General features: G+C 47.3%; 18 protein-coding genes. All 18 read right to left on the minus strand.

Annotated elements, in window-relative coordinates:
* Positions 1-407: 407 nt before the first annotated feature.
* Positions 408-4,907 (minus strand): DUF5057 domain-containing protein, encoded by a 4,500-nt coding sequence (locus DXD06_RS01685; protein ID WP_243000825.1) that lies wholly within the window; start codon positions 4,905-4,907, stop codon positions 408-410.
* Positions 4,908-4,929: 22 nt separating this feature from the next.
* Positions 4,930-5,511 carry a PulJ/GspJ family protein gene (locus DXD06_RS01690; RefSeq protein WP_117830405.1) on the minus strand — a complete coding sequence of 194 codons (582 nt, stop codon included), beginning with the start codon at positions 5,509-5,511 and terminating at the stop codon, positions 4,930-4,932.
* Positions 5,512-5,532: 21 nt separating this feature from the next.
* On the minus strand, positions 5,533-6,051 hold the full coding sequence (locus DXD06_RS01695; RefSeq protein ID WP_022046085.1) for a prepilin-type N-terminal cleavage/methylation domain-containing protein: 519 nt from the start codon (positions 6,049-6,051) through the stop codon (positions 5,533-5,535).
* A gap of 11 nt (positions 6,052-6,062) precedes the next feature.
* On the minus strand, positions 6,063-8,252 hold the full coding sequence (locus tag DXD06_RS01700) for a hypothetical protein (protein ID WP_117830406.1): 2,190 nt from the start codon (positions 8,250-8,252) through the stop codon (positions 6,063-6,065).
* Between the two features lie 2 nt (positions 8,253-8,254).
* Positions 8,255-9,388, minus strand: a complete 1,134-nt coding sequence (locus tag DXD06_RS01705; protein WP_117830407.1) for a type IV pilus modification PilV family protein — start codon at positions 9,386-9,388, stop codon at positions 8,255-8,257.
* A 24-nt stretch (positions 9,389-9,412) separates the two neighbouring features.
* Positions 9,413-10,219 (minus strand): hypothetical protein, encoded by an 807-nt coding sequence (locus tag DXD06_RS01710; protein WP_117830408.1) that lies wholly within the window; start codon positions 10,217-10,219, stop codon positions 9,413-9,415.
* Entirely contained in the window at positions 10,212-11,981 is a 1,770-nt protein-coding gene (gene pilM / locus DXD06_RS01715; protein ID WP_158569459.1) for a pilus assembly protein PilM, read from the minus strand. The genes DXD06_RS01710 and pilM overlap by 8 nt, the downstream gene beginning before the upstream one ends.
* Before the next feature lie 392 nt (positions 11,982-12,373).
* Positions 12,374-13,138, minus strand: coding sequence for a prepilin peptidase (locus DXD06_RS01720; RefSeq protein WP_117830410.1), 765 nt, complete (start codon positions 13,136-13,138; stop codon positions 12,374-12,376).
* A 20-nt stretch (positions 13,139-13,158) separates the two neighbouring features.
* Positions 13,159-13,653: a type II secretion system protein gene (locus DXD06_RS01725; RefSeq protein WP_243000820.1), complete on the minus strand. Its 495-nt coding sequence runs from the start codon at positions 13,651-13,653 to the stop codon at positions 13,159-13,161.
* A 91-nt stretch (positions 13,654-13,744) separates the two neighbouring features.
* Positions 13,745-14,956, minus strand: a complete 1,212-nt coding sequence (locus tag DXD06_RS01730; RefSeq protein WP_117830411.1) for a type II secretion system F family protein — start codon at positions 14,954-14,956, stop codon at positions 13,745-13,747.
* A gap of 14 nt (positions 14,957-14,970) precedes the next feature.
* Complete coding sequence (locus DXD06_RS01735) at positions 14,971-16,032, minus strand: type IV pilus twitching motility protein PilT (RefSeq protein WP_199535187.1); 1,062 nt, start codon at positions 16,030-16,032, stop codon at positions 14,971-14,973.
* A 30-nt stretch (positions 16,033-16,062) separates the two neighbouring features.
* On the minus strand, positions 16,063-17,808 hold the full coding sequence (locus DXD06_RS01740) for a GspE/PulE family protein (RefSeq protein WP_117830412.1): 1,746 nt from the start codon (positions 17,806-17,808) through the stop codon (positions 16,063-16,065).
* A 158-nt stretch (positions 17,809-17,966) separates the two neighbouring features.
* Positions 17,967-19,259: a SpoIVB peptidase gene (gene spoIVB / locus DXD06_RS01745; protein ID WP_055067742.1), complete on the minus strand. Its 1,293-nt coding sequence runs from the start codon at positions 19,257-19,259 to the stop codon at positions 17,967-17,969.
* A gap of 55 nt (positions 19,260-19,314) precedes the next feature.
* A complete protein-coding gene (gene recN / locus DXD06_RS01750; protein WP_022046133.1) occupies positions 19,315-20,994 on the minus strand; it encodes a DNA repair protein RecN in 1,680 nt (559 codons plus the stop codon).
* Positions 20,995-21,027: 33 nt separating this feature from the next.
* Complete coding sequence (gene argR, locus DXD06_RS01755; protein WP_117830413.1) at positions 21,028-21,480, minus strand: arginine repressor; 453 nt, start codon at positions 21,478-21,480, stop codon at positions 21,028-21,030.
* Positions 21,481-21,497: 17 nt separating this feature from the next.
* Positions 21,498-22,343, minus strand: coding sequence for an NAD(+)/NADH kinase (locus DXD06_RS01760; protein WP_055067741.1), 846 nt, complete (start codon positions 22,341-22,343; stop codon positions 21,498-21,500).
* On the minus strand, positions 22,344-23,147 hold the full coding sequence (locus DXD06_RS01765) for a TlyA family RNA methyltransferase (protein ID WP_022046136.1): 804 nt from the start codon (positions 23,145-23,147) through the stop codon (positions 22,344-22,346). It abuts the gene before it with no gap.
* Positions 23,144-25,012, minus strand: a complete 1,869-nt coding sequence (gene dxs / locus DXD06_RS01770) for a 1-deoxy-D-xylulose-5-phosphate synthase (protein WP_117830414.1) — start codon at positions 25,010-25,012, stop codon at positions 23,144-23,146. The genes DXD06_RS01765 and dxs overlap by 4 nt, the downstream gene beginning before the upstream one ends.
* Positions 25,013-25,016 lie beyond the last annotated feature (4 nt).

Consider the following 25,016-nt stretch of genomic DNA (forward strand, 5'->3'; position numbering starts at 1 on the left):
TCTCCTGTTGATTTTTCGTTTGTTCTTTTTCCAAATGTTCTCCTTATATTATATGTGGTTTTTGCTTTTATTTCAACGCACAAAAATTGCAGACTGTTAAACCCTGACCGTCAAACTCAGACCGTCAAAACCTGACTGTCAAAACCTGACTGTCAAACCCTGACCGTCAAAGGCACATTAAAGTTCACATCTTTCACTTATGCAACAAAACAAATGGGATTTCCGGCAGAAACTGCCACTGAAAAAAGATATGTTTACCATAGCATATCCCCACCTTCCTGGCAAGGAAAACTTTACGTATACTGCATAATATGTAATTGCAAAACGTATTTTACCTGTGACCATCATAAAAAAGACACACAATGCGATACTCTCTCACATTGTGTGTCTTTTCTTAAATCCCCATACTAATCAAGCAAAAACAAATTCTGTGATTCCATTTTCACAGTAGTTTTTCCCACCCTTGGTGTTCCATCCGGATTTTTGGACTTATTGTTATAAATTTCAAAAACAATATCCCCTTCCTTCTTTTTGTTTTCCCCTGTCGTATCATAAATAAAGTAATACTCACTCATATTTTTCAGGTTTTCAAACACATATTTTTTAGGATTCTCCTTTGTTGCTTTTCCCTCAATCACCGTTCCGTCTTTTTTATAAATTTTATCTACATAAGTTCCATCCTTGTATTGGATCGAACAGGTCAGCTTCGTTCTGACGGTATTCAGTTCGACCGGGCTGAAGCGGATTTTTTCCTTAGTGCCGTCAAGGTTATTTCCATATTCTTTCATCCAGTTCATCTTATACACAAGATTTGGATCACTTCCATTTCCGGACTCCTCTTTTAAAAGCTCCGCCTCTTCATTCAGGATCTCGACCATTGGCGGCTCATATGTGGTACGGTATGCGGCAATCATCGTATTAATGAAAAGCTTTGCCTCCATATCTCCATCTACCGTAGAATGACCTACTCCGGAATAAAAAACATTTCCCTTACTGTAAATATAATAATTATTGGCTGCATCATTCGGGGAAGCCCCATAGGTGGCACCGGTTCCATCTCCGTTTGAATCCGTACCTGCCCATGCACACGGATCTCCGTTCTCATTATCCGAAAGGCAGTACCAGACCGTAACTTCCGGATCTTCCATGTCCAGCTGATACCACTGCCCATGCGTTGATGCAATTTTGAGTGTTTCGTCAATTTTAAACGGATATTCCGTAATCTGTCCCGTATTTGTCTTCGTTGCACGCGTTGTCAGGTCATTATTATTGTTAAATCCTGTCAATTTCACGTTATTGTTATTCACGCCACAGATATATTCATCTTTTTTATAACTTCTGATCATATACCGGTATGGGATGATCTGATCCGTATTTTTCTTTTCCCATCCCAGACGTTTCATGGCATAGTAAGTAAATCCCTGGGTATTACCAAGTGCCGTTGTAGAAAGTGTACCGTCACTGCCAACGGTTGTCTGGGTCATTGTATCATACTTATGTTTCGCCTGATAAGCCAGCAGTTCCTTTCGTTCGCTCTCGGTCAGTTTCCCACTCACAGCTTTATACCGGTTCATTCCCATGACATCACGCAGATATGTATTGGCAGAATATCCGAAATCCCCACTGTTCACATTATGCATAGAAGTAAAATCATGCGTAAACAAAACACTTTTTCCAGAGGCGATAAAATATTTCAGGAAATCAATCGCACCTTTTTTATTCGACATATTCACCTTATGGAACGTATCGCCAAATCCCAGAATAAACATATTGTATGTATGATACAGTTCCTTTTGTTTTTTCGACATTTTAACTGGATTTTCGTTTCCTTTTTGGGCTGAAATATCCCTGGAATAATCATACACAAACTTCTCCCCGAAATAATTCTTCTGAAAATCAGAAACCGTAGTCGTTACCACGGAAATTTTATAATCATTCAATGCATTATAATATTTCGTAAACAGCGTATTTTCTTCCAGATTCAGATACCCCTTATTATTAGTATCCGTATCCGGCATAATCTGAAGCACCTTAATCTCCCGTTTCTGTCCGGTCTGGTTTTTTGCAACCGAGCAGCCGGTACGTGTAAAATGAATGTCCGGATTATCCTTGCGGTATACAACAATCTTCCACTGAATCAGCCCAAAGTACAGTTTGGAAAGTTTTACCGGTGTAATGTTCTGTTCCCCGTCTCCTGCCGTAAAAACATCTCCCTCATAATAAACTTCCCCTGTATCATCCGAACCATCCGTATCCCCGGAGCCATCCACATCTGCCAGCCCCTCTTCAAATTTACCATCCTGATTCTGGTCAATATAAACTTTACACTGATACTGTGCGGATGGCACATCCGTCACCTGAAAACCAAAATCAAGTTTTGATCTGCCAAAACCGTCCACATCTAGATAATTTGCCTGACTGTCATCTACGGAAACAGACGTATCATTTTTCCCCCCAGACGAAGTCGTTCCCTGATATTCATTTGGCAGTTTTGTAAACGTAATTTTCGGACAGACCTCTTTTACCTTTGCAATCAGCCCACTGGTATCTGACGTCTGGTAAATGGTTTTCTTTTCCTTCTTACTCTCCCTGACCAGATCTGCAAGGTTTGAACCGGCATCTATTTTATCGGACAGGCAATAGAGATCATCAACCGCAACAACCGGATAACCGGCATGTAAAAAGTTCTCCAGTTCCGCTTTCTTAATCTTTGTAATGTCATTTCCCGGGAAACGGAGTGTCGTATCCTCTATAACATTATTTCCGCTTCCAGCCCACAGGAACTTGACCGAACGGCTTATGCCGTCTGACCTGCTATACTCTGCACTGGTCATTTTATCTCCGGTATGGAAATATATTTTTCCATTCATGGAAGTATCATTCCACACCGTCTGATTCTCTTTGATCCATTTCACGTTGCCATCTGCATCTTTATAGGTTACATCCTTTTCTACCAGATTGTAAGCGCCCTGATCCAGCCCAAGATAAATCATGTTGTACTTGCTGTTTAGATCCTCCGTGGAACCAATAAACTCTGCCGTAGTCATATGGGTAATCTTAATATCCCCGATAAAATTCGGAATCATAAGCTGGATATAACTTTTTTTCAGCGAATATCCGTTCTTTCGGTCATAGCATGGCTCAATATCCAATATCCGCAGTTCTCCATCCACATGATCCTTTGATGTTTTATATCCGAGAATATAACGGACTGCATCTGCCGGTGTCGCCTTGGGATCATTTCCCGTAAACTCCTTAAAATCCGTAAACTTAGAATTCGGATCCGATGCCGGAACTGTTCCCGTGCCAAAATCCTGTGTGGAAGTTTTATCCCCCTTAAACACAAACAGTCTGCCATTTAAATATCCCTGATTTTCATCGGATGTAATTTCTCCTGCGGTTTTATATGTTTCCCATTTGTCCGGCTTCGTCCAGTAATGGTACCAGTTTTCACCAATCACACGTCCATCCACATCGGACGGAAGGAACGTAAACTTCGACCAGTATGCCCGTGCATCCCCTGTCTGTGCAGTAAACACCCCCGTCTCAACCCCGTCAATTTTCTCCGTCTGAATCAGCGCATCCTCTCCGCCATCCAGATACAGGCGTTCAAACAGTTCTGAATCCATGGAAAACAGCATCACTGCCAGTTTATACATATTATTGTTATAGCCGGTATCATTATATGTATAAATGGTAGGGTTCATATTCCAGTCCAGAATATGAAACGTAACCGATTTTCCCCCACTTAAAGATCCCTGTGAAGGTATATACACTCCGGAATCCATAAAGATCGGAGCATAGTTCTCCTCCTGATTAATCTTCTGGTACATTTTCACGGCAACATCCCAGCTGATATCTTTCGATCCATTAAATCCATTCGTATACGAAGAAACAGACGAATGCTTTCCGTACCTGTTGTGTTTTTTCCAGATCTTTCTGATATTATCACCCCCGGAATGTACCTTTGGGGAAACCACATACAGATCCGCATAATCTGCCCATTTCGGCTGTGCATTCAGCTCTTCCGGTGTAATCGTTTTAATAATCACCGAATAATTGTCTGCTTCCTCCTGTGTTTTACAGCCGATACTGTCCTTTAAAAAATAATCATTGTTTTTATATAGATAGTAATTCTCTGTTACATTGATATTATCCTTTGATTTATCACCGGTACTTTTTCTTTTTGTATAAATCCGGTCGCCCTCATTGGTAAGTTCACGATCCGTCCTTTCATCAAATGTCTGATCTTTATCATCCGATTTTTCGAAATCATTTACTGTATGCCAGATAATATTTCCATGATCCTGTCTGACAAACGATAAGCTTTCATTTCCGTCTTCCCCTTTTACAATTTTTTGGACAAACGTTCCTTCCCCATCTTTGACGCGCTCATAGTATCCGGTATATTCTGCATCTTTCATGCCATCATCACAGACACGCATATTTCCAGAATATTTTGAAATGTCCCCTTCCGGCTCATCCGGGAAAAAATAAGCCTTTTTCTGTTCGTATTTTGCACCGGTTATGGATGTAACCGTTGTAAGATCCCCATCCCCATAACGCATCTCTTCCACATTTACCGGTTCACATCCACTGATCTGGTATCCAAACTCTGCGTATTCTTCATAAGGCACAATTTCAAGAATCAGAAACGGGTTTTCCTTGGTTCCAAGCTTTGCCGCTGCGGCATTCGCATCGTAAATGTTGCGCTTCGACTCCGGAATCTGCTCTATCTGGTCAACGACCCCTCTTGTCATCACCGGAAGTTTCTCATCCGCCTTTAATTTATTCCGGTACCCGACAACCCCAAGACAGACAACAAGCACCCCCAGCATACAGACTGCGGATGCAATTCTTTTATTCCTGTTTCCGTTATTTTTTTTCTGCCGATGCCATCTTACCATCTTCAATACGAACGCCCCTTCCTTACCTGAGTACATTTCTCAGCTTGAATTCATTTTGTATCGTATACTTCTGTTCCAGATATTGCATGTCAAAAGAAACCGCAACGGATGCCTTTTCCGTGGAAGCATTTACTGTGCCGGTAAATGCCGTAACATATTCGCCGATCAGATTTTCCTGCACCTCATCCGTAGCTGCAGAAATCACCGTTGTATCGGTTTTTGGATCTGCCACAGCCATTTTCTTCGTATATAATTTCTTTCCACCTGCAGAGATCCAGATCACCCGCTTGCCTGCAGCCTCCGGGGCTGCGGCACCTGCCGGATTGGTTACCGACGGGGTGTTCGGAATCGTATAAATGGCGATCCCACGGACACCGGACACGGATGGGTCAAGTTCCTCCACCCGGTTTCCTTCCATCACCCACATGCCGATCTGCTCCATCAGAATCTGTGACTCCGACTGCAGATCAATCTGCGCAGACGCGTGGTTATAATTTTTGTGCGCCATTCCAAGGAAAAGCGTTGCAGCGCCTAAAATAACCGTTGAAATTGCAATCGCGATAATCAGTTCCACAAGCGTAATTCCCCTATGATCGTTCGGCACACTGCCACCCCCTTTAAAAAGTTACTGCTCCGTAAAATGCCTGCCGGTATCTTTCACCAGCCGGATTGTGTATGCCGGGACACCATCAATATAAATGGCATTCACATTTGTACAATCGTCATAAAATGCCGTTTTCTTATAAGCAATCTTAATAAATGTCCCACCGGCACCCGGTTCTGTCAGTTCCTCCCCGGTGCTGCTGTCCTTACGGATTTTAATTGTATTATTACACAGCTTCGTCCCGTCAGATGTCAGCTTTGTATCGTCAAAACTGCCCAGATTATCGGACAGGACACGCGTATAATATCCATTGTCCAGCTTGTAAATATACAGATAAGAACTGCCGGCTTTGCTCATCGTCCTGACCTGAAGCGCATCCAGCGAAGAATCCAGCGTCCTTACCACCTTCTGCGTATTGGCATAGTGCAGATGCCCGATCATCATGACAGACGTGCTTGCAAGAATGCCAATAATCGCAATAACGATAATGATTTCAACGAGCGTAATTCCATTCTGCCCCAAAAGTTTTCGTTTCTTCATTGGCACACCCCTTACCCGTTCTTCTTCCAATTATCATAGTTCAAATAAGAATCCAGATCAAGGTTTCCGGAAATATTTGATGCCGCAAGGGAAGAACAGCCTTTGAAAAACTGGGAAAACAGCGGAGTATCCCGTTTCTGGTCCTCGGTAAACAGCTGGGAAACCAAAAGCTTGTTTCCCCGTACCGAAGCATTGGAATCAAAAGAGATCACCCCACCGGAAATAATCATTCCCTCAAACTGTCCGGACACCCTGACATCCCCGGTTGCAATGACAATTCCCTTTGTAACCGTAGCTGGAAGTGCATAAGTTCCGGTATTTTCAATCAGGTATACATCTGCGGCCGGGGAATACACCGTTTCCGAAGCCGTCGGGGATGCCTTGTGTTTCTCCACCTCTGTGGTAAATGCACTCCGGTCAATCAGATAGTCAAACAGCGGATTTACCGTTTTGTCAATCACTTCATGCCCACTGGCATCCGTAGATGTCAGACGGACATTGTCTTCGGTCACTCCCTGCCCCTGATCCGTCAGTCCCAGTTCCAGCGACTTATAGCGCACGGCAAGCTTCGAACAGTACTTCCAGTATAACCCACTGCTGTCTTTCCAGTTGTCCGGCGCAATCGTATACGTTCCAACCTCCAGCATATCTGCAGAAGCCGCCCGTTTTAAAATGTCCCCGGAAAACGTCATAATCGTATTGGAATCCACAATCAATGCATCCTCATCCAGATAGATATTGGCATACTGTGCCGTTTTCCCCTGATTGTTCACATAATAATCGGAAAAAAAGTCATTCGCAGACTTCTCCGAATTAAAATTCAGGTAATAATAGACCCCACCCGGAAAATAATAGGGAACCACCTGCCGGCTGCTGTTTAAATATCCTTTCAGCGTACTTTCACTGATTCCGGTATATGCCGCATACTTCTTTTGATCCAGACTTCTGCCATCTCCCAACACATATTCCTGTGGAACATAATATGCCAGCTGGTTCGTCCGCGCGGAGATGGACTCGCCCATCAGAATATCCTCGTTACTGGCATCAAGCTTTCGTGAAATAAACGTCCGCCCTGCCAAAAGCAGGTAATTCAGCCCTTTGATATCCAGATGGCTGCTTTTTCCATTGACCATCATGGCACTGCTAAACTCCGCCTTTTTCGCAGAATCCGGATCCTGTGCGCCATAATTTTTCTGGAAATTATAGCCGTAATAATTGCCCTGCAAAGTCACGGAGCTCCCCCTGCCAGCCAGTTCCAGATCATCCGCCACATACATATTTCCGTTCATATGGATAGAAGAAGCACCGTTTGTCCCGGCAGACGATGTCCTTATATTTTCCGCCCAGATCGAGGAACCACCGTCCCCGACCGTCAGGTCTGATCCGCTCTCCGTCACGATATCCCCGCGTGTAAGAACCGTCTTCCCCTTGATCGTACCGTTTCCGCCCGTGGACGCATAAATTCCGTCTGCCCCGGCATACACACTGCCATCCACTGTCACATTCTGTGCCCCGATGTTGATCTGTCTGTCGGCTATCAGCGCATAACGCATAAACTCCTGCACCTGCCCCCTGCCGGAGAAATTCATCTTCGGAGTGGAAAACACCAGGTCGGTTTTGATCGTTGTCTCATAATCCTGTGCATCCTTATACCGGATCTGCACACCCTTTAACGTAAACGTCCCTGCACCGTAATCCACCTCATATTTTGGATCTGCGGCAGGGATATAGCATCCCTGGTCTGCGGCTTCTTTGATGCAGCTTTTTACCGTATCCGTATCATAGCCGGAAACCCGGTATGCCACATTGCCGGAAGCGTCCATGGTATCCGACGCACCAACTGCCGGATCTGTGTGGTTTTCTGCAAACTGCTTCTGCAGCCCGTCCATATATCTGGTGGCAAATACTTTCTGCACGTCCCCTCCGGAAGCAGAATACGTCAGGTAATTTTCAAGGACATCCGCATACGCTTTCTCCAGTGACTGCTCTGCAAGTTCCCTTGCACCGGCACGCAGATTATCCATCAGTTCATCCGCACTGTAGAAATTTTTCTTCGTGCCGCGTTCCACTTCCTTCATCTCAATATTGACAATCGTAATCTTCGTGATCACCACGGCAATCAGGCTTACCACAACCATCAGAACCAGTACGGCAAGCAGGGAGGCACCACGGTTATCCTGTTTGAACCGGTTTCCTTTCATCGCTACTCTCCTTTCGACGTGCTGACCGTAATATAACGGTACTTTTCCTTATCCGGATTGTTTCCGCCCTTGCCTTTCTTATATACACGGACCGTCAGATCGACCTTTCGCACTCCCCCGCTGCTTGCCACCAGAGGGGCAACTGACCCAGCCGGCAGCTTAAAGCTGTCCTGATAAATTGCTCCCTTGTTGGTCACCGCAGCCGGATCATCCGGATACGACTTGTTGCCAAGGTTTGATGCCACAGACGGCATCGGGCATCCCTGCGGCAACACCGTCATCTTATAATCCGGTCTAATGCTGTTGACATCCGCAATATTCTGGCATACAAACACCAGCTTGGGATTCACACCGGCAGCGTATGCAACCTCCATCGTATCGCTGTCCTGTGCCACATGGTACATAAGGTAAATATGCTTCACATCACGGATGTCTTCCTCTGCAAACTCATTACATTCGTATACTTCCGAAGGATCTATGCCCAATACCTCATCGCCTGTTTCCCCACATGTATAGCTGCATGCCACCCGGACATGCGTGCTGTCTGCCGTGACCGAAAATTTCCGCTTCATCTTCGCCTGCAGTTCGCTATCCCCAAGCGGAAGCGTCCCCGGATGTGCAGCGGCATATGTCATATTTTTTTCCGAAAAATACGTCATTGCTTCCTGCAGCTGGTTATGTTCCAGTGCCACAACATCTTTTGTGTCATCGATCCCTTCGATCTGTGGGATATTGGTGTCATTTTCAGCTGCAGCCGTACTGACGGAAACCTCGACATCATACGCCCTGCCGGAAATGCCTGCCGATGCGTAGTACACATTCTTAGCCTGAAATGCCGGTGCCGGGGCAGCCGCCGGAGTCTCAAGGAGCAGGGTATAGCCCTTTCCTTCCAGATAGGGAACACGAAAGCCTGTCCCCACATCCTTGATCTGTGCCAGTTCTTTTTGGTTTTTTAAATCCTCCAGCACTTCCTGCGCCAGATTGGTTGCGTGCTGTTTGTCCGCCATCATCGCATTGTACTTCATGGACTGCGTAAAATAAGACAGCAGCGGAATGGAAATAATGGCAAGAATTGCCATGGCAAGGATGACTTCCAGCAGGGAAAATCCACCATTGTTATTCGGTTGTCTCTTCATCTGCGGACCTCCTTCCCATCCGTTTTACGGTGCAGTTTCAAGCGATGTGCTTCTGCCAAAAATACTCATCACACCTTTTGACATATTCGGGAATACCGGTGGAACATACTCTTTTCCGGTGTTCTCCAGATAATACATATTCAGTGTCATCTCCCCGTTTAATTTTCCGGTGGAATCATCATAATTTGCCGTAAACTGTGAAATCGTTGTACGATCCTTAAAATTGTTGACATAAGCAATCATTTCCTTTAACCCGGCATAGCCTGCCTCATAGCGGATACCGATAGAAGCATAATATCCCCGGACCTCTTTTGGCTCCGGTCCTGCCGTTTCCTGTTCTGCTGCGTCTGCCCCCTGTGTGCTCTCTTCACTCTGGCTTTCGGATGCAGAAGATGCCTCTGCATCCGATGCGGTAGTGGAAGAAGCATCCGTTCCTGCGGCCGTGTCCGTGCCATCGGTCTGCACATCCACAGCAACCGGCTGGTTCATGGTAAACGTAATGTCCGTAATATGGAAATCGCTGCTGTTATCCTCATACGCCTGTAACGACTCAATAGCCTTCTCGGTTGTCATTGCAGAAGGATACGTACTGATAATCGTCTTCTGCTTTTTTACCATCCGCTGGATATTTTCTTTTACCTTCGGAAGTCCTGCCTCCATCTGTTCCATCTGCTGCACTTTTGCCTGATCGGCCGTATTCTGTTCTTCAATCTTCGCTGCCTTGCTCATTCCCTTACTGAAAATAAAGAAATACGAACATGCCACTATGACAATCGCACAGAAAATGAGCAGCAGCCGCTTGTCGGAATCTGAAATTTTAATTCTATTCATTGGTCTGCTCCTCTCCTTCCACGCCGTCTGTATCGGTATCCGCATCGGTATCCGCAGACGGAACCGCTTCTTTTATGAGATGTCCGTCCTCCCCGAGAAATGCACCGGTATAATAAGCATTTAACGTATACGTCCACGTCGCCGTGCCGCTGTCTTCATCAGACTCCTCCGACATGGACGGAATCGAAAGATTTTCAAGCAGCGTCACATCCGCAAAATTCAAAAGCATCTGTCCGACCGTAACTTTCCGGTCTGCCTCCATATTCAGTGTTATCAGTGAACCATCCGTCTGAATGCTTTTTACATGGATGGTTGTCGGAAGTTCATTTTCCAGCTGCATGATCAGCGGATACAACTGCTCATTTTTCGTGATGGTGGCAAGATCCAGTTTCTCATACACCTGTTCCTCCGCCTGTACCCGCGCGTAATCGTCATACGTCTCCTGCACATAGGAAAGATCATTGATCCGTTTGGTCAGGCTGCGGTGCTCACGATAAGCCAGCAGCTGACGCACACCAGAACCGAGAATCAGCAGGACACTTACCAGTACTGCCCCCGCCAGAATCACATATGCCGTGTGCAGGTCGTTCTTTTTGGAATCTGCCACAAGCATGTCCTTTGGCCTGGCATCAATCGGATGAACCGCCGCACCGATGACCGAAAGAAAACCGACAGCCGTTGCCGCCTTCGGTCTCGTCCCGGAAGATGCCGCATCCGGTGTTACCATCCCCTCAGCCGCCTTATTTTTTCCGCTCCGTAAATCAATGACCTTCGTGAAATCAATTTCCTGCAGCGGAAGCGGAAGCTCCTGTGCAAACAGTTTGTGCATGCCTGCAAAACGGGAACCATCGCCAACCAGATAGACATTCCCGACAAATTCCTGTTTGACCTGGTTCTGATAATACTCAACCGCCGTGTTTGCAATGCGCAGATGATACCGCAGGGACTCTGCCAGATCCTCATATGCCTCTTCTGCCAGAGCCTGCTGGCGCTTCATCTCCTCCTGGTTTCCCATCTCCGGAACCGTCGGACGGTTGTATATCACATTGTGGTCTAAAAGGAAATCAAGTGCTTTCTCCTCATCGTCAATGCCAAGCACCGGATGGTCGATCACCGCTGTGATCGTTGCTCCATAGCCATACGGTGTCACACGCTGAAAGACCAGTTTTTTATTTTCCAGAATACTGATAACCGTTGCCTGTTCTTCCAACTGCACGACCACAGCATTTTCCAGAAAACTGTCACACAAAAGCTGTACCGTTCCGTTTCCGATATAGTCAAACGTCTCCACCTTAAGCCCTGCCAGCTCGGCAAAGGTCACATAGTTGTTTAAAAGATTATCCGGAATTGCAACGAGAAGCAGCTTAAGCATCTTCTTTCCGTCTTCTTCCTCCACGTCCATCTTGCTGTAGCTGATGGTGTAATTGCTCACATCCATCGGGAAGTAATCACGGATCTGTGCCTCAATGATTCCCATGATCTTATTGTCCTTGACAAACGGGATCATAACCTCGCGGGTAACGACCTTAGAGGAGGAAAGGGTAAATACCACTTCCTTCTCATGGATATCGTGTCTGCTTAGTTCCGTCTTTAATGCCGATGCAAACGCTTCTTTGTCGCGGATATAGCCATCTTCCACCGCATGTTCCGGAGTACGGAACGCAAAGGCTTTATGTACCGGCGGATTTTTCTTGCGGTAATCGGCCAGTGCGACTTTTGTCCACCATACACCGGCCTCAATACTTACTACTCTTTTGACCATTTTCATTTTCTCCTTTATATTTTCTAGCAGTTGTGCTGGAAAATGTATGAAAGACAATTATCCCCCGCTCATATTCTCTTCAGGAAGAGGCTGTAAGAATTTTGGCGAAAGATTTTGCGTGCCGGACGCGACCGGACGACATTCGCCATCCGGGCTCATGTCGTCCTTTCCCGTACATCCGTGTACGGGAATCGCTGGGTACTGACAAAATTCTAACGGCCTCTAACCCTTGAGAAAAATCGCGTGTGCTAATTGGCTTTCATACATTTTCCATCGTTATGTTGTGATGTAAAATTTAGATGGCGAATAGGAAGGATGTTCAAAATTCGCCACAGGAATAAGAAAAACTTTACTTTTTTAATTATGCCATACGTAGCAGTTCATGCCATGTTTTAATAAATGCCCATCATGCCGAGATACCAGGTCCAGAAACGGCTGCCCCAGAGTGCGGCGATGAATATGCCTGCCGAAAGGTACGGACCGAGTGCAAGCAGGTTGTTTCGCTTGCTTACTTTCATACGGATGGTATGGATGACGGAGCCAAGAATGCATGCAAGAATAAATGCAAAAATAATGTTTTTTGCGCCTAAAAGCAGGCCTGCATATGCCATGAGTTTGATGTCTCCCCCACCGATTGCTTTGCCGGAGGAGAAATAATACAGGCCATACAAAAACAGGCTGACAACGACTGCCCCGATGATATGGGACAGGATATGCCGGAAATCATACACGGTCATGATGATACCGAGCAGTCCCAGAAACAGGTTCTGGGAAACCGGTATCTGATAGGTTCTCTCATCGATGACCGCAATGACAATCAGGGCAGATGTCATGAGGCAATACAGCACACTGCTGAACGTGAAACCGCCCGCCATGAAAACGACCACATACAGCACACCATTTAAAGCCTCGATTAATGGGTACTGTATGGAAATCCTAGCACCACATTGCCGGCATCTGCCCCGAAGAATTATGTAGGAAAATACAGGAACCATGTCCCGCCAGCCCAGCTTACGCCCGCAGTTCATACAGTGCGAAGACTGCACGATATTCTCTTTTTTCGGGATGCGGAAGATCAGCACGTTTAAGAAACTGCCGATGACGATTCCGTATAAAAATATAACAATATAAAGAAAAATCGTAAGTTGGGTTAGCATTTGTTTCTCCTATTTTTATTTTACAAATCAGATTCAACAGTTAAGTTAGCTGCACCATCTGCACCTTTTAAAGTAGCTGTAACTTTATGTGTAGTAGGATTAATAACGACTTCAACGTCTGTTGCGTTTTTGGCATCTTTTGATTTAAATTTATCCTTAACGTCATTCCATGTGCTATAAGTTAATTCTTTTACCTGAGCTACAATCTTTGCTTCAGTTGAATCAGCAGTTGGGGTTCCAGTGTAAATATCTAATGTATTATCTGCAGCATTAGATAATTCTCCTGCAACCATTGAATATGCAGAAACTGCAGCCGTAGAATAACTATTTACCAACTGACGATCTTTTTCTGCTTTTGACTTATTAATATACGGAATTACCTGTGTACCAACAATACCTACCAAAATTGCCATAATTGCGATAACGATAATCAACTCTACGAGAGAGAAACCTTTGTTATCCTTCTTTTCATTCTTTGCCTTCATGTTCTGAAGCAGTTCCATAATCTTCTTCATACCCTTTGTTCTCCTTTTTGAATATATTTTTTATGTATCTATCATCACATGTCTCATGGCAGACATGTAACAACCCTTCTTCTGCCTGCGGTCAGGCTCCGATGCTGTCGTACAGGCTGTACATCGGCATCATGATCGCAAGGACGATCGGCACCACAATAACTGCCATCACGATGATGATGAGCGGTTCCATCGCGGCAAGCAGTGCCTCGGTCGCCGACTCCACCTCTTCATCATAATATGCCGCGACTTTGTCGAGCATGTCTTCCATATTACCGGTTTCCTCGCCGATCTCTATCATGTGGTAGACCATCGGTGGAAAGACCCCGGAATCTGCCAGTGGCTTCGAGAGTGGGATTCCACGGCTGACCTCTTCGGTCGCATCTTTTAATGCCTGCTTAACCACGGCATTCCCCATCATCTCGGTCACAAGCCCGAGTGCATCCACCAGCTGGACACCGGAACCCATCAGTGTGGACAGTGTTCGCGTCATGCGCGAGGATGCCGTCTTGATGCTGAGCGGACCGACCAGCGGTACCTTTAGAATAAATTTTCCTAACATATGTGCCCCGCCCTCTGTCTTTTTCCACGCATGGATAAATATTGCAATGCCGGCGATGATGGCGATAATAAAATACCAGCTGTGCACAAAGAAATCACTGACTGCCATGACTGCAAGCGTGATGCCCGGCAGTTTTCCGCCGACTTCGTCAAACTGTTCGGTAAAAGTCGGCACAATTTTAATCATCATGATGGCTACGACAACGATAATAACAAGAATCAGGATGACCGGATAAATCGCTGACTTGATAATCAGTCCCTTCAGGTGGGCTTCTTTTTCAAACTGGCTTCCCACACGGCTGAATGCTTTATCCAGACCACCGGAGGACTCCCCGGCGGCAACCATCTGCACCATGAGGTTTGGAAAAATCTTCGGGTGCTCCGCCATCGCAACGGCAAGGGTCTCCCCGCGCTGTACGGAATCCCGCACTTCTGCGATTGCGTTGGCAAACTGTTTGTTCTCGGTCTGCTCGGATAGCATGTCGAGTGCCTCGACGACGGTCACACCGGCATTTAATACGCTCTCAAACTGGCGGCAGAATACACTCATTTCGCGGACGCTGACGGCTTTTCCGATATGGATTTCGAGATCTTTGTTAAATGCGTTGGCTCTTGTGATGGAAACGATGGTGTTGCCGCCGGATTTGAGTTCTGCCGAAGCGACTTCCATGTTCACGGCCTCGATGGTGCCGGTTTTTGGTTTTCCATCGGCCCCGACCACTTCGTATTTATAACTTGCCATGTCTTAACTCCTTTTTAAAACAGCTTCTGCTGCATGTTTCCTGTATCCTGTGCATACTCTACGGCATTTGCCGCATCGATTTTGTGTTTCAGGTACAGGCTGAATAAGGAATCATCCATCGTCTGCATGCCAATCTTCTTGCTCGTCTGCATGATGGATGGAATCTGGTGTGCCTTATCCTCCCGGATCAGGTTTTTGATCGCCGGGGTACCGAGCATGACTTCAAATGCCGCCACACGGGATTTCCCGTCGATCGTCGGCAGAAGCTGCTGGGAAATTACCGCCTCAAGAACCGATGCCAGCTGCGAGCGGATCTGGTTCTGCTGGTGCGGTGGGAACACATCGACAATACGCTCAATGGTAGGTGCCGCACCGATGGTATGCAGGGTGGAGAATACCAGATGTCCGGTTTCTGCTGCCGTGATGGCAGTGGAAATCGTATCAAAGTCTCGCATCTCCCCCACAAGGATGATGTCCGGATCCTCACGGAGTGCCGCACGGAGCGCATTTCCATAGGAATCGGTATCCAGCCCGATCTCCCTTTGGTTTACGATGGACCGGTTATGCTTATGTAAATACTCGATCGGATCTTCGAGTGTAATGATATGTTCGTTCCGTTCTTTATTGATGACATCGATCAAAGATGCCAGTGTGGTGGATTTACCGCTTCCGGTCGGTCCCGTGACAAGGACAAGCCCACGCTTTTTCTTTGTCAGCCCAAGGACAGCTTCCGGCACCCCGAGGTCCTCCGGTGTCGGGATATCGCTTGCCACGATACGCAGTACAGCCGCATAGGAACCTCTCTGGTGGAAAGCGTTGACACGGAACCGTCCCACACGCGTATCCGTGTAGGCGAAGTCCACTTCCCCTGTGGCTTCCATGGTTTTTTTCTGTTTTTCGTTAAACATGGATTCCACCAGTTCTTTGGTCATCGCCGGTGTCAGTCTCTCAAATCCGTCCATTTCATAAAGTGTTCCGCTGATCCTGCACTTCGGCCGTACCCCCACGGTAATATGTAAGTCGGACGCATGATGTGCTTTTGCTATCGAAAGAAGCGTATACATTGACAATTCCATCTGTTTTGCTGCCTTCCCTTCCCTTTTTATTTAATCCTCTTCGTCATCGTATGCCACACGCTGCACTTCCTCGACGGTAGTGATTCCACGCAGTGCGTAATCAATGGCACTCATGCGGAGTGTTTTCATGCCATGTGTTAATGCGATCTCCTCGAGCACGTCCGCATTCTCCCCACGGTTGATCGCCTGCCGCAGGTCTGCCGTGACCGGCATAATCTCATAAATACCGATTCTTCCATAGTATCCGGTTCCACCGCAGCGGACACACTCTTTGTGCCCCGGTGTGCGGACATTGATCCGTCTGGCGGGATCCTTTATGCCGAGTATCTTTTTCTCCCCTGCGGTTGCCTCCCGGACAATTCCGCATGCCGGACAGACCCGGCGCACCAGACGCTGGGCGATTACCCCGACCACGGAATCCGCAATCAGGTAGTTTTCCACTCCCATATCTGCCAGACGGGTGATGGTATTTGCCGAACTGTTTGTATGTAAGGTGCTGACCACCAGATGTCCGGTAATGGACGCCTTTACCGCAATCTCTGCGGTCTCCTGGTCACGGATCTCCCCGATCATAATGATGTCCGGATCCTGACGCAGGATGGAACGCAGTGCCGAGGAAAAGGTTAGTCCCGCCTTTTCGTTTACCTGTACCTGATTAACCCCGTTTAAGTTTGCCTCAACCGGATCTTCTACCGTGATGATATTGACGCCTTCTACGTTTAATTCATTTAATGCGGTATATAATGTCGTAGACTTACCGCTTCCGGTCGGTCCCGTGACGAGAATAAGCCCGTTCGGATGGCTTAGGATGTGGTCAAATTTTTTTAATTCTTCCTCCGGGAATCCCAAATCCCGCTTGTCCAATGTCAGTGCTTTTTTCTGTGCGAGACGCATAACGACCTTTTCCCCATAGACGGTCGGAAGCACGGACACACGGATGTCGTATTCCTGCCGGTCCACAATGCTGGTCGCACGACCGTCCTGTGGGCGGCGCTTTTCGGAAATGTCAAGTCCGCTGACAATTTTGATTCTTGCAATCAGTGCTGCATGCAGGCTGATGTCGTGCCGCATGGCTTCGTGCAGCACGCCATCCACACGGAACCGGATCCGCACCTGGTTTTCCATCGGCTCGATATGGATATCGCTGGCTCTCTTATGGACTGCCTGCTCGATGATCTGTCCTAACAGTTTGACAATCGGTGCCTGCTGAACATTGTTCTCATCGTTTCCACTCCCGGGATCTAGGGCTGCCCTGGCTTTTGCCTGTTCCTGCTTTTCCCTTGTATACTGTTCTGCCACACGCAGGGCTTCTGCATTACCATAGTAGCGGTCGATGGCTGCCGCAATATCACTCGGGGTCGCAGCAAAACGCTCCACCTGACACCCGGTAATGATGGAAACATCGTCCATCGCCCGGATATCCAGCGGATCGCTCATTGCCACGCACAAAAGATTGGGATTTTTCTCATTGAACTTAAACGGAATCAGATTATACTTCCGCAGCACTGCCTCGTCCAAAAGCCGGATGATTTCCTCCGGGATGCGCAGGGTTGACAGATCGACACTCTGTATTTTCAGCTGTGCCTTCAGTGCCTCTACGATCTGTTTTTCGTCTGTAAACCCCAGATCTATCAGTACCACTCCGAGACGCTCTCCCTGTTTTTCTGTTTTCTGGACCTGTAACGCTTTTACCAGCTGATCCTGCGAAATGACTCCTGCATCCACAAGCAGATCGCCCAGTCGCTTCTTCCGGGCAAACCCTACCAACTTATCCATGTAATACTCCCACTACGTTAAACATTTATTATTTTCGAATAATTTCGAGCAATTAATGATTATTATAACCTTTTTTATTCTCTATTGCAATCCTTTTTCATGTATAAAATATAACTTTATTGCATTTTACCGTTTCTTTTTTTGTGCAAATTTCACATCTAGGTCTTTTGTCCTATTTTATTTGCCGTCATTTCCTCCACAAAAATGCCATATCCTTTCGTTGGATCGTTAACAAGCACATGGGTCACGGCACCGATCAGTTTTCCATCCTGCAGGATCGGACTTCCGGAGAGTCCCTGCACGATTCCGCCGGTCAGCTTCAGCAGGTTCTCATCCTCCACATGAAAACGGATTCCCTTATTTTTATCTCCCGGTGTATAATCAAGATCATCAATTACGATGCGATACGACTGCAGTTCCCCTGACGCATCCGACAGAATTACCGCATCCTTTGTCTGAATCTCCTGTTTGTAACCGACCGGACACAACAGACTTTCGTTTTTCTTTTCTTCCCGGAAGTTTTTCGTCAACGTGCCATAGATACCGATTTGTGTATTGCTGGACACTTCTCCGATCTGGTTGTCTTTCCCATAATAGACAACTCCCTCCAGCTCTCCCGGTGTTCCCCGGACACCTTTTTTGATACCGAGCACCTGTGCTTTGTACAGCCGGCCGTCTGACAGACGGAGCAGGTCTTTGGTCTGTCCGTTTCCGATTCCGTGTCCCAGTGCCCCGAAGTTTCCGTCCTGATCAAAATAGGTCAGCGTGCCGATCCCTGCCATGTCATCCTTCACCCAGAGTCCCAGACGATAGCCTTTGTGTTCTGCTGCCTCAACCGGCTCCACCGATACCTGAATCTGCTCGGCTCCGCGCCACAGGGTCAGCACCACCGGTTGTTCCCCGTACTGATTGATCCGCTCCATCAGTTCTTCTTTTTTCGTGACCGCTTTTCCATTTACAGCAGTAATATAATCCCCCGGAAATACAATGTGTTCTGCCGGCTGCCGGCTGCTTCCGTCCACAGTTTCCACCGGGCCGGATCCCAGCACCAGTACTCCCTGGGCAGCCCCGTAAATGCCCACCACCTGTCCGCTCACGTATAAAGATTTTCCGTTCACCACGGAAACCTGCACCTCTTTCATAGGAAGGATGCCAAACAGATAGCAGGTCAGTGTATATTCCCCCTGCTTCAGCTGGCTGCACGTTTCCACTGCCCGTTCCTGCTTCATTGCCTGAAACGTCCGCTCCCCGATCTGTGCCATAACGGATTGCGGTTTTGTGGACATTGCCAGTGTGACCGGAATTTTTTTGTCCAGTTCCAGTTTCTGCCCCTCCTGCACGTATACATGATCGGGAATGGCATGTATCATGGTGGCATAGGCAAAGCAGCACAGCGCCAGAACATAAATACAGATAATATTTTTGAATATACGCATATAAAAAGACCGCATGCCAAAGGTTCTCCTATCTTCTCGGATACCTTTAGTATGCGGACTTTGGTTTTATCTATTCGTATTTTTCTGCCAGACGTTTCATCTCGCGTGCGTTTTGTAAAACCGTATCCGTGATCTCCACGCCGCCAAGCATCCGCGCCAGTTCCTCGATACTTTCCTCTTCCCGCAGCGGATGAATCCGGGAAACCGTGGACGCATGCTCCACCGATTTTTCAATCAGGAAATGGGCATCTGCCATGGCAGCAATCTGCGGCAGATGAGTGATGCAGATGATCTGGTGCGTCTTTGCCAGCAGTTTCATCTTCTGCGATACCATCTGTGCCGTACGCCCGCTGATTCCACTGTCAATCTCATCAAAGATCAACGTCGGAATCTCATCCGTATCCGCCATGACGGTCTTGACCGCGAGCGCAATACGGGAAAGTTCTCCGCCGGAAGCGACCTTTCCCAAAGGCTTTAACGGTTCTCCCGGATTGGTGGAGATCATAAATTCTGCCTCATCCCAGCCTCCGGCACTGTACTCCGTCTTCCGGAATTCCATCGTAAACTGCACATCTAAAAAATTCAGATCTTCAAGTGCCTGTGCAATCGCTTTCGTCAATCCCTTTGCCGCTTTCTTCCGGATTCCGGAAACCTCTGCACACAGCCCGTCCAATTCTTCTTTCTTCCGGTTCATGGAAGTTAAAAGATCATTTAAGTATTTATCATAATCCTGTAATACGGCAATACGCTTTGTTTTTTCTTCCGCTGACTGCAGAATCTCTTCCATCGTATTTCCATACTTGGATTTCAGGTGATTGATCTCATCAAGCCTCTTTTCGGTCTGATAAAAGACTTCGTCATCAAATTCCTCCCCCGACAGGTAGGAAGAAATCTCATGATTGAAATCGCTCAGCAGATTATCAATATCGGTAAGCATCTGTTCCATCTGCGCAATGCGCTCCTCATATGCCGAAACCGAACTGACTTCCCGCAGGGCACGGCTGATAAGTTCCGATGCATTCTCTCCGGTACCGCCGTCTCCCCCGGTAGCTGCACCGGCAGCCGATATGGCATCCATGATCTTTTTTGCGTTTGCAAATCTGCGATACTGTTCTTCCAGCCGGGTATCCTCCCCGACGGAAAGCTGTGCCTCTTCGATTTCCTTTACTTCATACGCAAGAAACGACAACTCTCTGGCGCGCTCCTCGGTATCCAAAGACGAGGACTCCCACTCTTTTTTCAGTTTCCGGTATTCCTGATAACAGGCGGCAAGGCGCTCCTTTTTTTCTCCCAGCGCGTCTTTTGCATAGGCATCGAGGATTTCCAGATGTTTCTTTTTGGAAAGAAGGGACTGGTGCTCATGCTGTCCGTGAATATCGATGAGCAGGGACGCCACCTCTTTTAACCGGGAAGCAGACACTGCTTCTCCATTGATCCGCGCAATTGCCCTTCCGGAAGTTATCTTACGACTTAATATTACTGTTTCATCCTCTGTTTCTATGCCCAGTTGCCGGATCGCATCCAGAACCTTTGGGTTTTCAACCGAAAAGACCAGCTCCACAAGTGCGGTCTCTTCGTTATCCCGGAGCAGTTCCTTTGGAACCTTCTCTCCGAGTGCCAGTGCGACCGAACCAATGATGATGGATTTACCGGCACCGGTCTCTCCTGTCAAAATATTAAGTCCTTCTTTAAATTCTACCTCTGTTTCTGTAATAAGAGCGAGGTTCTTCACATGTAGATTTTGTAACATACATTCTCCTTCTACTTTTCCGAAGCATTTTTATTACTGTTCTACAATTTTCCGAAGCTTTTTCATGATGTGCACCGCGTCATCGGACGTACGGATCACACACAGAATCGTGTCGTCTCCCGCAAGTGAGCCGACAATCTCCTGCATACGCATGGCATCTACTGCAGCCGCAACGGCTCCCGCCATGCCGGACACGGTTTTGATCACAACAATATTTTCCGCTGCATCCACGGACAAAAATCCTTCCCGGAGAACCCTTGCATATTTTTCCATCATATTGGAATCCGCGTCCGTAATCACCGCATATTTTTGTCTGCCGTTGTCGGTCGAAATCTTTGTCAGCTTCAGTTCACGGATATCACGGGATACGGTTGCCTGGGTAACCTGAAACCCTTCTTTTTCGAGATATGCGGACAATTCTTCCTGTGTTTCCACATCGTTTTTCTGAATCAATTCGAGTATCTTTGCCTGTCGTGTTGTTTTCATATGTCCTCCTTTGCGTCCTACGGTCTCATCTTTTTCCTCAGTATTTCCAGGAAACTCTGGTTACTGATTTTGCAGATCCAGATGGTACTTTGTGCCTGTGCAATCCGCACACGGTCTCCCACGTGCAGATGCTCCGGTGTGTCCCCGTCAAAGCTGACACATGCCGTCTCGTCCTTTTGAAACCGTCTGCTTCCCATCTTAATCTCCACAACATCCTCCGCTCCAAACACAATGCTTTTGGAGTTTAAGTCATGTGCATTGATCGGTGTCAGAAGAAGTACCCTTGCTTTCGGGTCCACGATCGGACCTCCGGTGGAAAGATTATACCCCGTGGAACCGGTCGGTGTCGCAACAATCACGCCATCTGCGTGGTAAGTTGTCAGATATTCCCCATTGACATACACATTTAAAAGCAGCATGGACAGATCCCCGGACCAGTGGATCACGACATCATTCAATGCCATATGTGCGCCGTTTCCGCCAATTTTTTCGCCGGTCAGAACAATCCGCTCTTCCATGATGCAATCATCCTGCATCAGACAGTCGATGGCATGAAATACGGTAGCTTCCTCAAGCTCACACAGATACCCCAGTGTCCCAAGGTTGACACCGATCAGCGGAATCTGCAGCGCCTCCACCTTGGTTGCTGCGCGGATTAACGTGCCGTCTCCGCCGAGAACAAGGATACATTCCGTGTCTGCCGGAATCTCGGAAAGTGCAAAATCTTTCTGGTTATCATCCTCCACATTGCTGACACAGATTGCAGCACTGCCGCCCTTTTGTTGTATGTACGAGACAATTTCGTTTGAGAGTGTCAGATCACGATCTTTGTACCGGTTCGTGATCAGCATAAATTTACGCATCTACTTATCCAATTCTCCGTGTGCTGCTTCCACAACTGCGTGAATATCCACGGATTCCTCCTTTATTGCTTCGTCCGATTTTTCAATATGCACGAGATACTCGATGTTTCCCTCCGGTCCCTTGATCGGTGAGTATTCCAAATGGTGTACCGAAAATCCGTTTTCCAGTGCAAAGGTAATGATCCTCTCGATCACTTCCTCGTGAACGGCCTTATCACGTACCACGCCTTTCTTTCCCACTTTTTCCCGTCCGGCTTCAAACTGTGGTTTGATCAGACATACCATCTGTCCGCCGTCCTTTAACAGTGCATATGCCGCCGGAAGCACTTTGGTCAGGGAAATAAATGAGACATCCACCGAAGCAAAATCGAGCACATCATCGATATCTTCCGGTGTGACATAGCGGATGTTTGTTTTTTCCATACAGACAACCCTTGGGTCCTGGCGCAGTTTCCATGCAAACTGGCCATATCCCACATCGACGGAATACACTTTCTTTGCCCCGTTTTGCAGCATGCAGTCCGTAAACCCGCCCGTCGAAGCACCGATGTCCATGCACACCATGCCATCTAAGGAAATGGAAAAATGTGTCATTGCTTTTTCCAGTTTCAGACCGCCGCGGCTGACATATTTCAATGTATTTCCGTGGATCTCAATCGGAGCATCCTCTGCAAAAGTGCTTCCCGCCTTATCCTCCCGGTTATTGTTGACAAATACATTGCCTTCCATAATCATGGTCTTTGCCTTTTCCCGCGATGGTGCCAGACCACGTTTTACAAGAAGTACATCCAATCGTTCTTTCATAATTCCTCCGGTAATTCTGCTAATATTTTTTCCGTCACGGAATCTGCATCCAGTCCCAGTGCTTTTTTTAATTCGCCAACACTTCCATGTTCCACAAAGCAGTCAGGAATTGCAATCCTGAGGACCTTTGTATGCAGTGCTTCTTCCTCCAGAAATGCAGCCACATGCTCTCCAAATCCCCCGCTTGCCACGTTCTCTTCCATCGTCACAAGAAGCGGATGGGATTCTGCCAGTTTCCGCAGGCAGTTTTTATCCAGTGGCATGGCAAATCTTGCATTTACCACCGTTGTCGGGATTCCTTTTTCTGCCAGTTTTTTTCTTACCTGCCAGGCGGTTTCCACCATCGAACCGATCGCAAAAAGTGCAACCTCTGTACCCTCGGCGAGTACTTCCGCACAGCCTTTTTGAATCGGTGCCCGCTGATCTTTCCAGAGATCGCAGGCTTCTCCGCGCGGATAACGGATCGCCACCGGTTCCTCTGCAGCAATCGCATACTTGAGCATATCGGAAAGCTCCCATTTGTTTTTCGGAGCCATAACCGTCAGGTTCGGAATACTTGACAGATACGACAGGTCAAAAATTCCCTGATGCGTGGCGCCATCCTTTCCGACTAATCCTGCACGGTCTACGGCAAACACAACCGGGAGATTCTGTGCACACACATCATGTAATACCTGGTCATAGGCACGCTGTAAAAAAGAAGAATACACCGCAAATACCGGTTTGAGTCCCGCCTTTGCCATGCCGGCTGCAAACGTCACTGCATGCTCCTCGGCAATTCCCACATCAAAAAAACGTTCCGGGAAAAGATTTTTAAATCTCTTTAAACCGGTTCCGTCTGCCATCGCTGCGGTAATCGCAACCACCTTCGGCTCCCGCTCCCCCATTTTGCGCATGACGGTGGAAAACACATCCGTGTAATGCGCTTTTTCCTGATGATACAGCGGAACACCGGTGTCAATGTCAAACGGTCCCGTTCCATGGAAGCGCGCCGGATGACGCTCGGCAGGAAGATATCCCTCTCCCTTGATCGTGCGTACATGAACCAGCACCGGACCGCGCACACGCTTTGCCTCCGCAAGCACTTTTCGGATTTCTTTTATGTTGGTGCCATCCACCGGGCCTAAATAGGTGATTCCCATATTTTCAAAAAACATTCCCGGAACAAACAGCTGTTTGATACCGCTTTTGGCGTTGCGGATCCGTTTGACCATCCGCTCCCCCACAACCGGAATCCGGTTTAGGGAATTGGTCACACCGTCTTTTAAATCCAGATAGGCATCCGAGGTGCGGAAGGAATTCAGATACTGGTTCATTCCTCCCACATTTTCGGAGATCGACATCTGGTTATCATTTAACACAATAATAAAATTGGTTTTCATGCGGGAAGCATTGTTCATTGCTTCGTATGCCATACCGCCGGTCAGTGCCCCGTCTCCGATCACAGAGACCACATAATAATTGTCACCGGTCAGTTCCCTCGCCTGCGCCATGCCAAGTCCTGCGGAAATGGAAGTGGAGCTGTGCCCGGTATTGAATGCATCCGCCGGATCTTCCTGCGTCTTTGGGAATCCGCTCATCCCGCCATACTGCCGTAAAGTGGCAAACCCCAACTTACGCCCGGTTAAAATCTTGTGCGTGTAGGACTGATGTCCGACATCCCAGATAATCCGGTCTCTCGTCAGGTCAAATGACAGATGAAGCGCCATCGTCAGTTCAATCACACCCAGATTCGATGCCAGATGCCCTCCGGTTTTTGCAATATTTTCCACCAGAAAATCACGGATTTCTTCCTGTAGCTCTGCCAGTTCTTCCTCGTTTAGTTGTTTGATATCATTTACTTTTTTTATCCGATCTAAAACCATGTTG

The sequence above is a fragment of the Roseburia sp. TF10-5 genome, from assembly GCF_003462365.1.
GTDB classification, from domain to species: domain Bacteria; phylum Bacillota; class Clostridia; order Lachnospirales; family Lachnospiraceae; genus Roseburia; species Roseburia faecis.

Coding starts and splice junctions, on each gene's coding strand:
- DXD06_RS01720 (WP_117830410.1), bottom strand. CDS start 13,138: ATGCTAACCCAACTTACGATTTTTCTTTATATTGTTATATTTTTATAC.
- DXD06_RS01695 (WP_022046085.1), bottom strand. CDS start 6,051: ATGAAGAAACGAAAACTTTTGGGGCAGAATGGAATTACGCTCGTTGAA.
- DXD06_RS01765 (WP_022046136.1), bottom strand. CDS start 23,147: ATGAAAGAACGATTGGATGTACTTCTTGTAAAACGTGGTCTGGCACCA.
- DXD06_RS01740 (WP_117830412.1), bottom strand. CDS start 17,808: ATGGATAAGTTGGTAGGGTTTGCCCGGAAGAAGCGACTGGGCGATCTG.
- recN (WP_022046133.1), bottom strand. CDS start 20,994: ATGTTACAAAATCTACATGTGAAGAACCTCGCTCTTATTACAGAAACA.
- DXD06_RS01735 (WP_199535187.1), bottom strand. CDS start 16,032: ATGGAATTGTCAATGTATACGCTTCTTTCGATAGCAAAAGCACATCAT.
- dxs (WP_117830414.1), bottom strand. CDS start 25,012: ATGGTTTTAGATCGGATAAAAAAAGTAAATGATATCAAACAACTAAAC.
- DXD06_RS01705 (WP_117830407.1), bottom strand. CDS start 9,388: ATGAAGAGACAACCGAATAACAATGGTGGATTTTCCCTGCTGGAAGTC.
- spoIVB (WP_055067742.1), bottom strand. CDS start 19,259: ATGCGGTCTTTTTATATGCGTATATTCAAAAATATTATCTGTATTTAT.
- DXD06_RS01730 (WP_117830411.1), bottom strand. CDS start 14,956: ATGGCAAGTTATAAATACGAAGTGGTCGGGGCCGATGGAAAACCAAAA.
- DXD06_RS01725 (WP_243000820.1), bottom strand. CDS start 13,653: ATGAAGAAGATTATGGAACTGCTTCAGAACATGAAGGCAAAGAATGAA.
- DXD06_RS01685 (WP_243000825.1), bottom strand. CDS start 4,907: ATGGTAAGATGGCATCGGCAGAAAAAAAATAACGGAAACAGGAATAAA.
- pilM (WP_158569459.1), bottom strand. CDS start 11,981: ATGGTCAAAAGAGTAGTAAGTATTGAGGCCGGTGTATGGTGGACAAAA.
- DXD06_RS01700 (WP_117830406.1), bottom strand. CDS start 8,252: ATGAAAGGAAACCGGTTCAAACAGGATAACCGTGGTGCCTCCCTGCTT.
- argR (WP_117830413.1), bottom strand. CDS start 21,480: ATGAAAACAACACGACAGGCAAAGATACTCGAATTGATTCAGAAAAAC.
- DXD06_RS01760 (WP_055067741.1), bottom strand. CDS start 22,343: ATGCGTAAATTTATGCTGATCACGAACCGGTACAAAGATCGTGATCTG.
- DXD06_RS01710 (WP_117830408.1), bottom strand. CDS start 10,219: ATGAATAGAATTAAAATTTCAGATTCCGACAAGCGGCTGCTGCTCATT.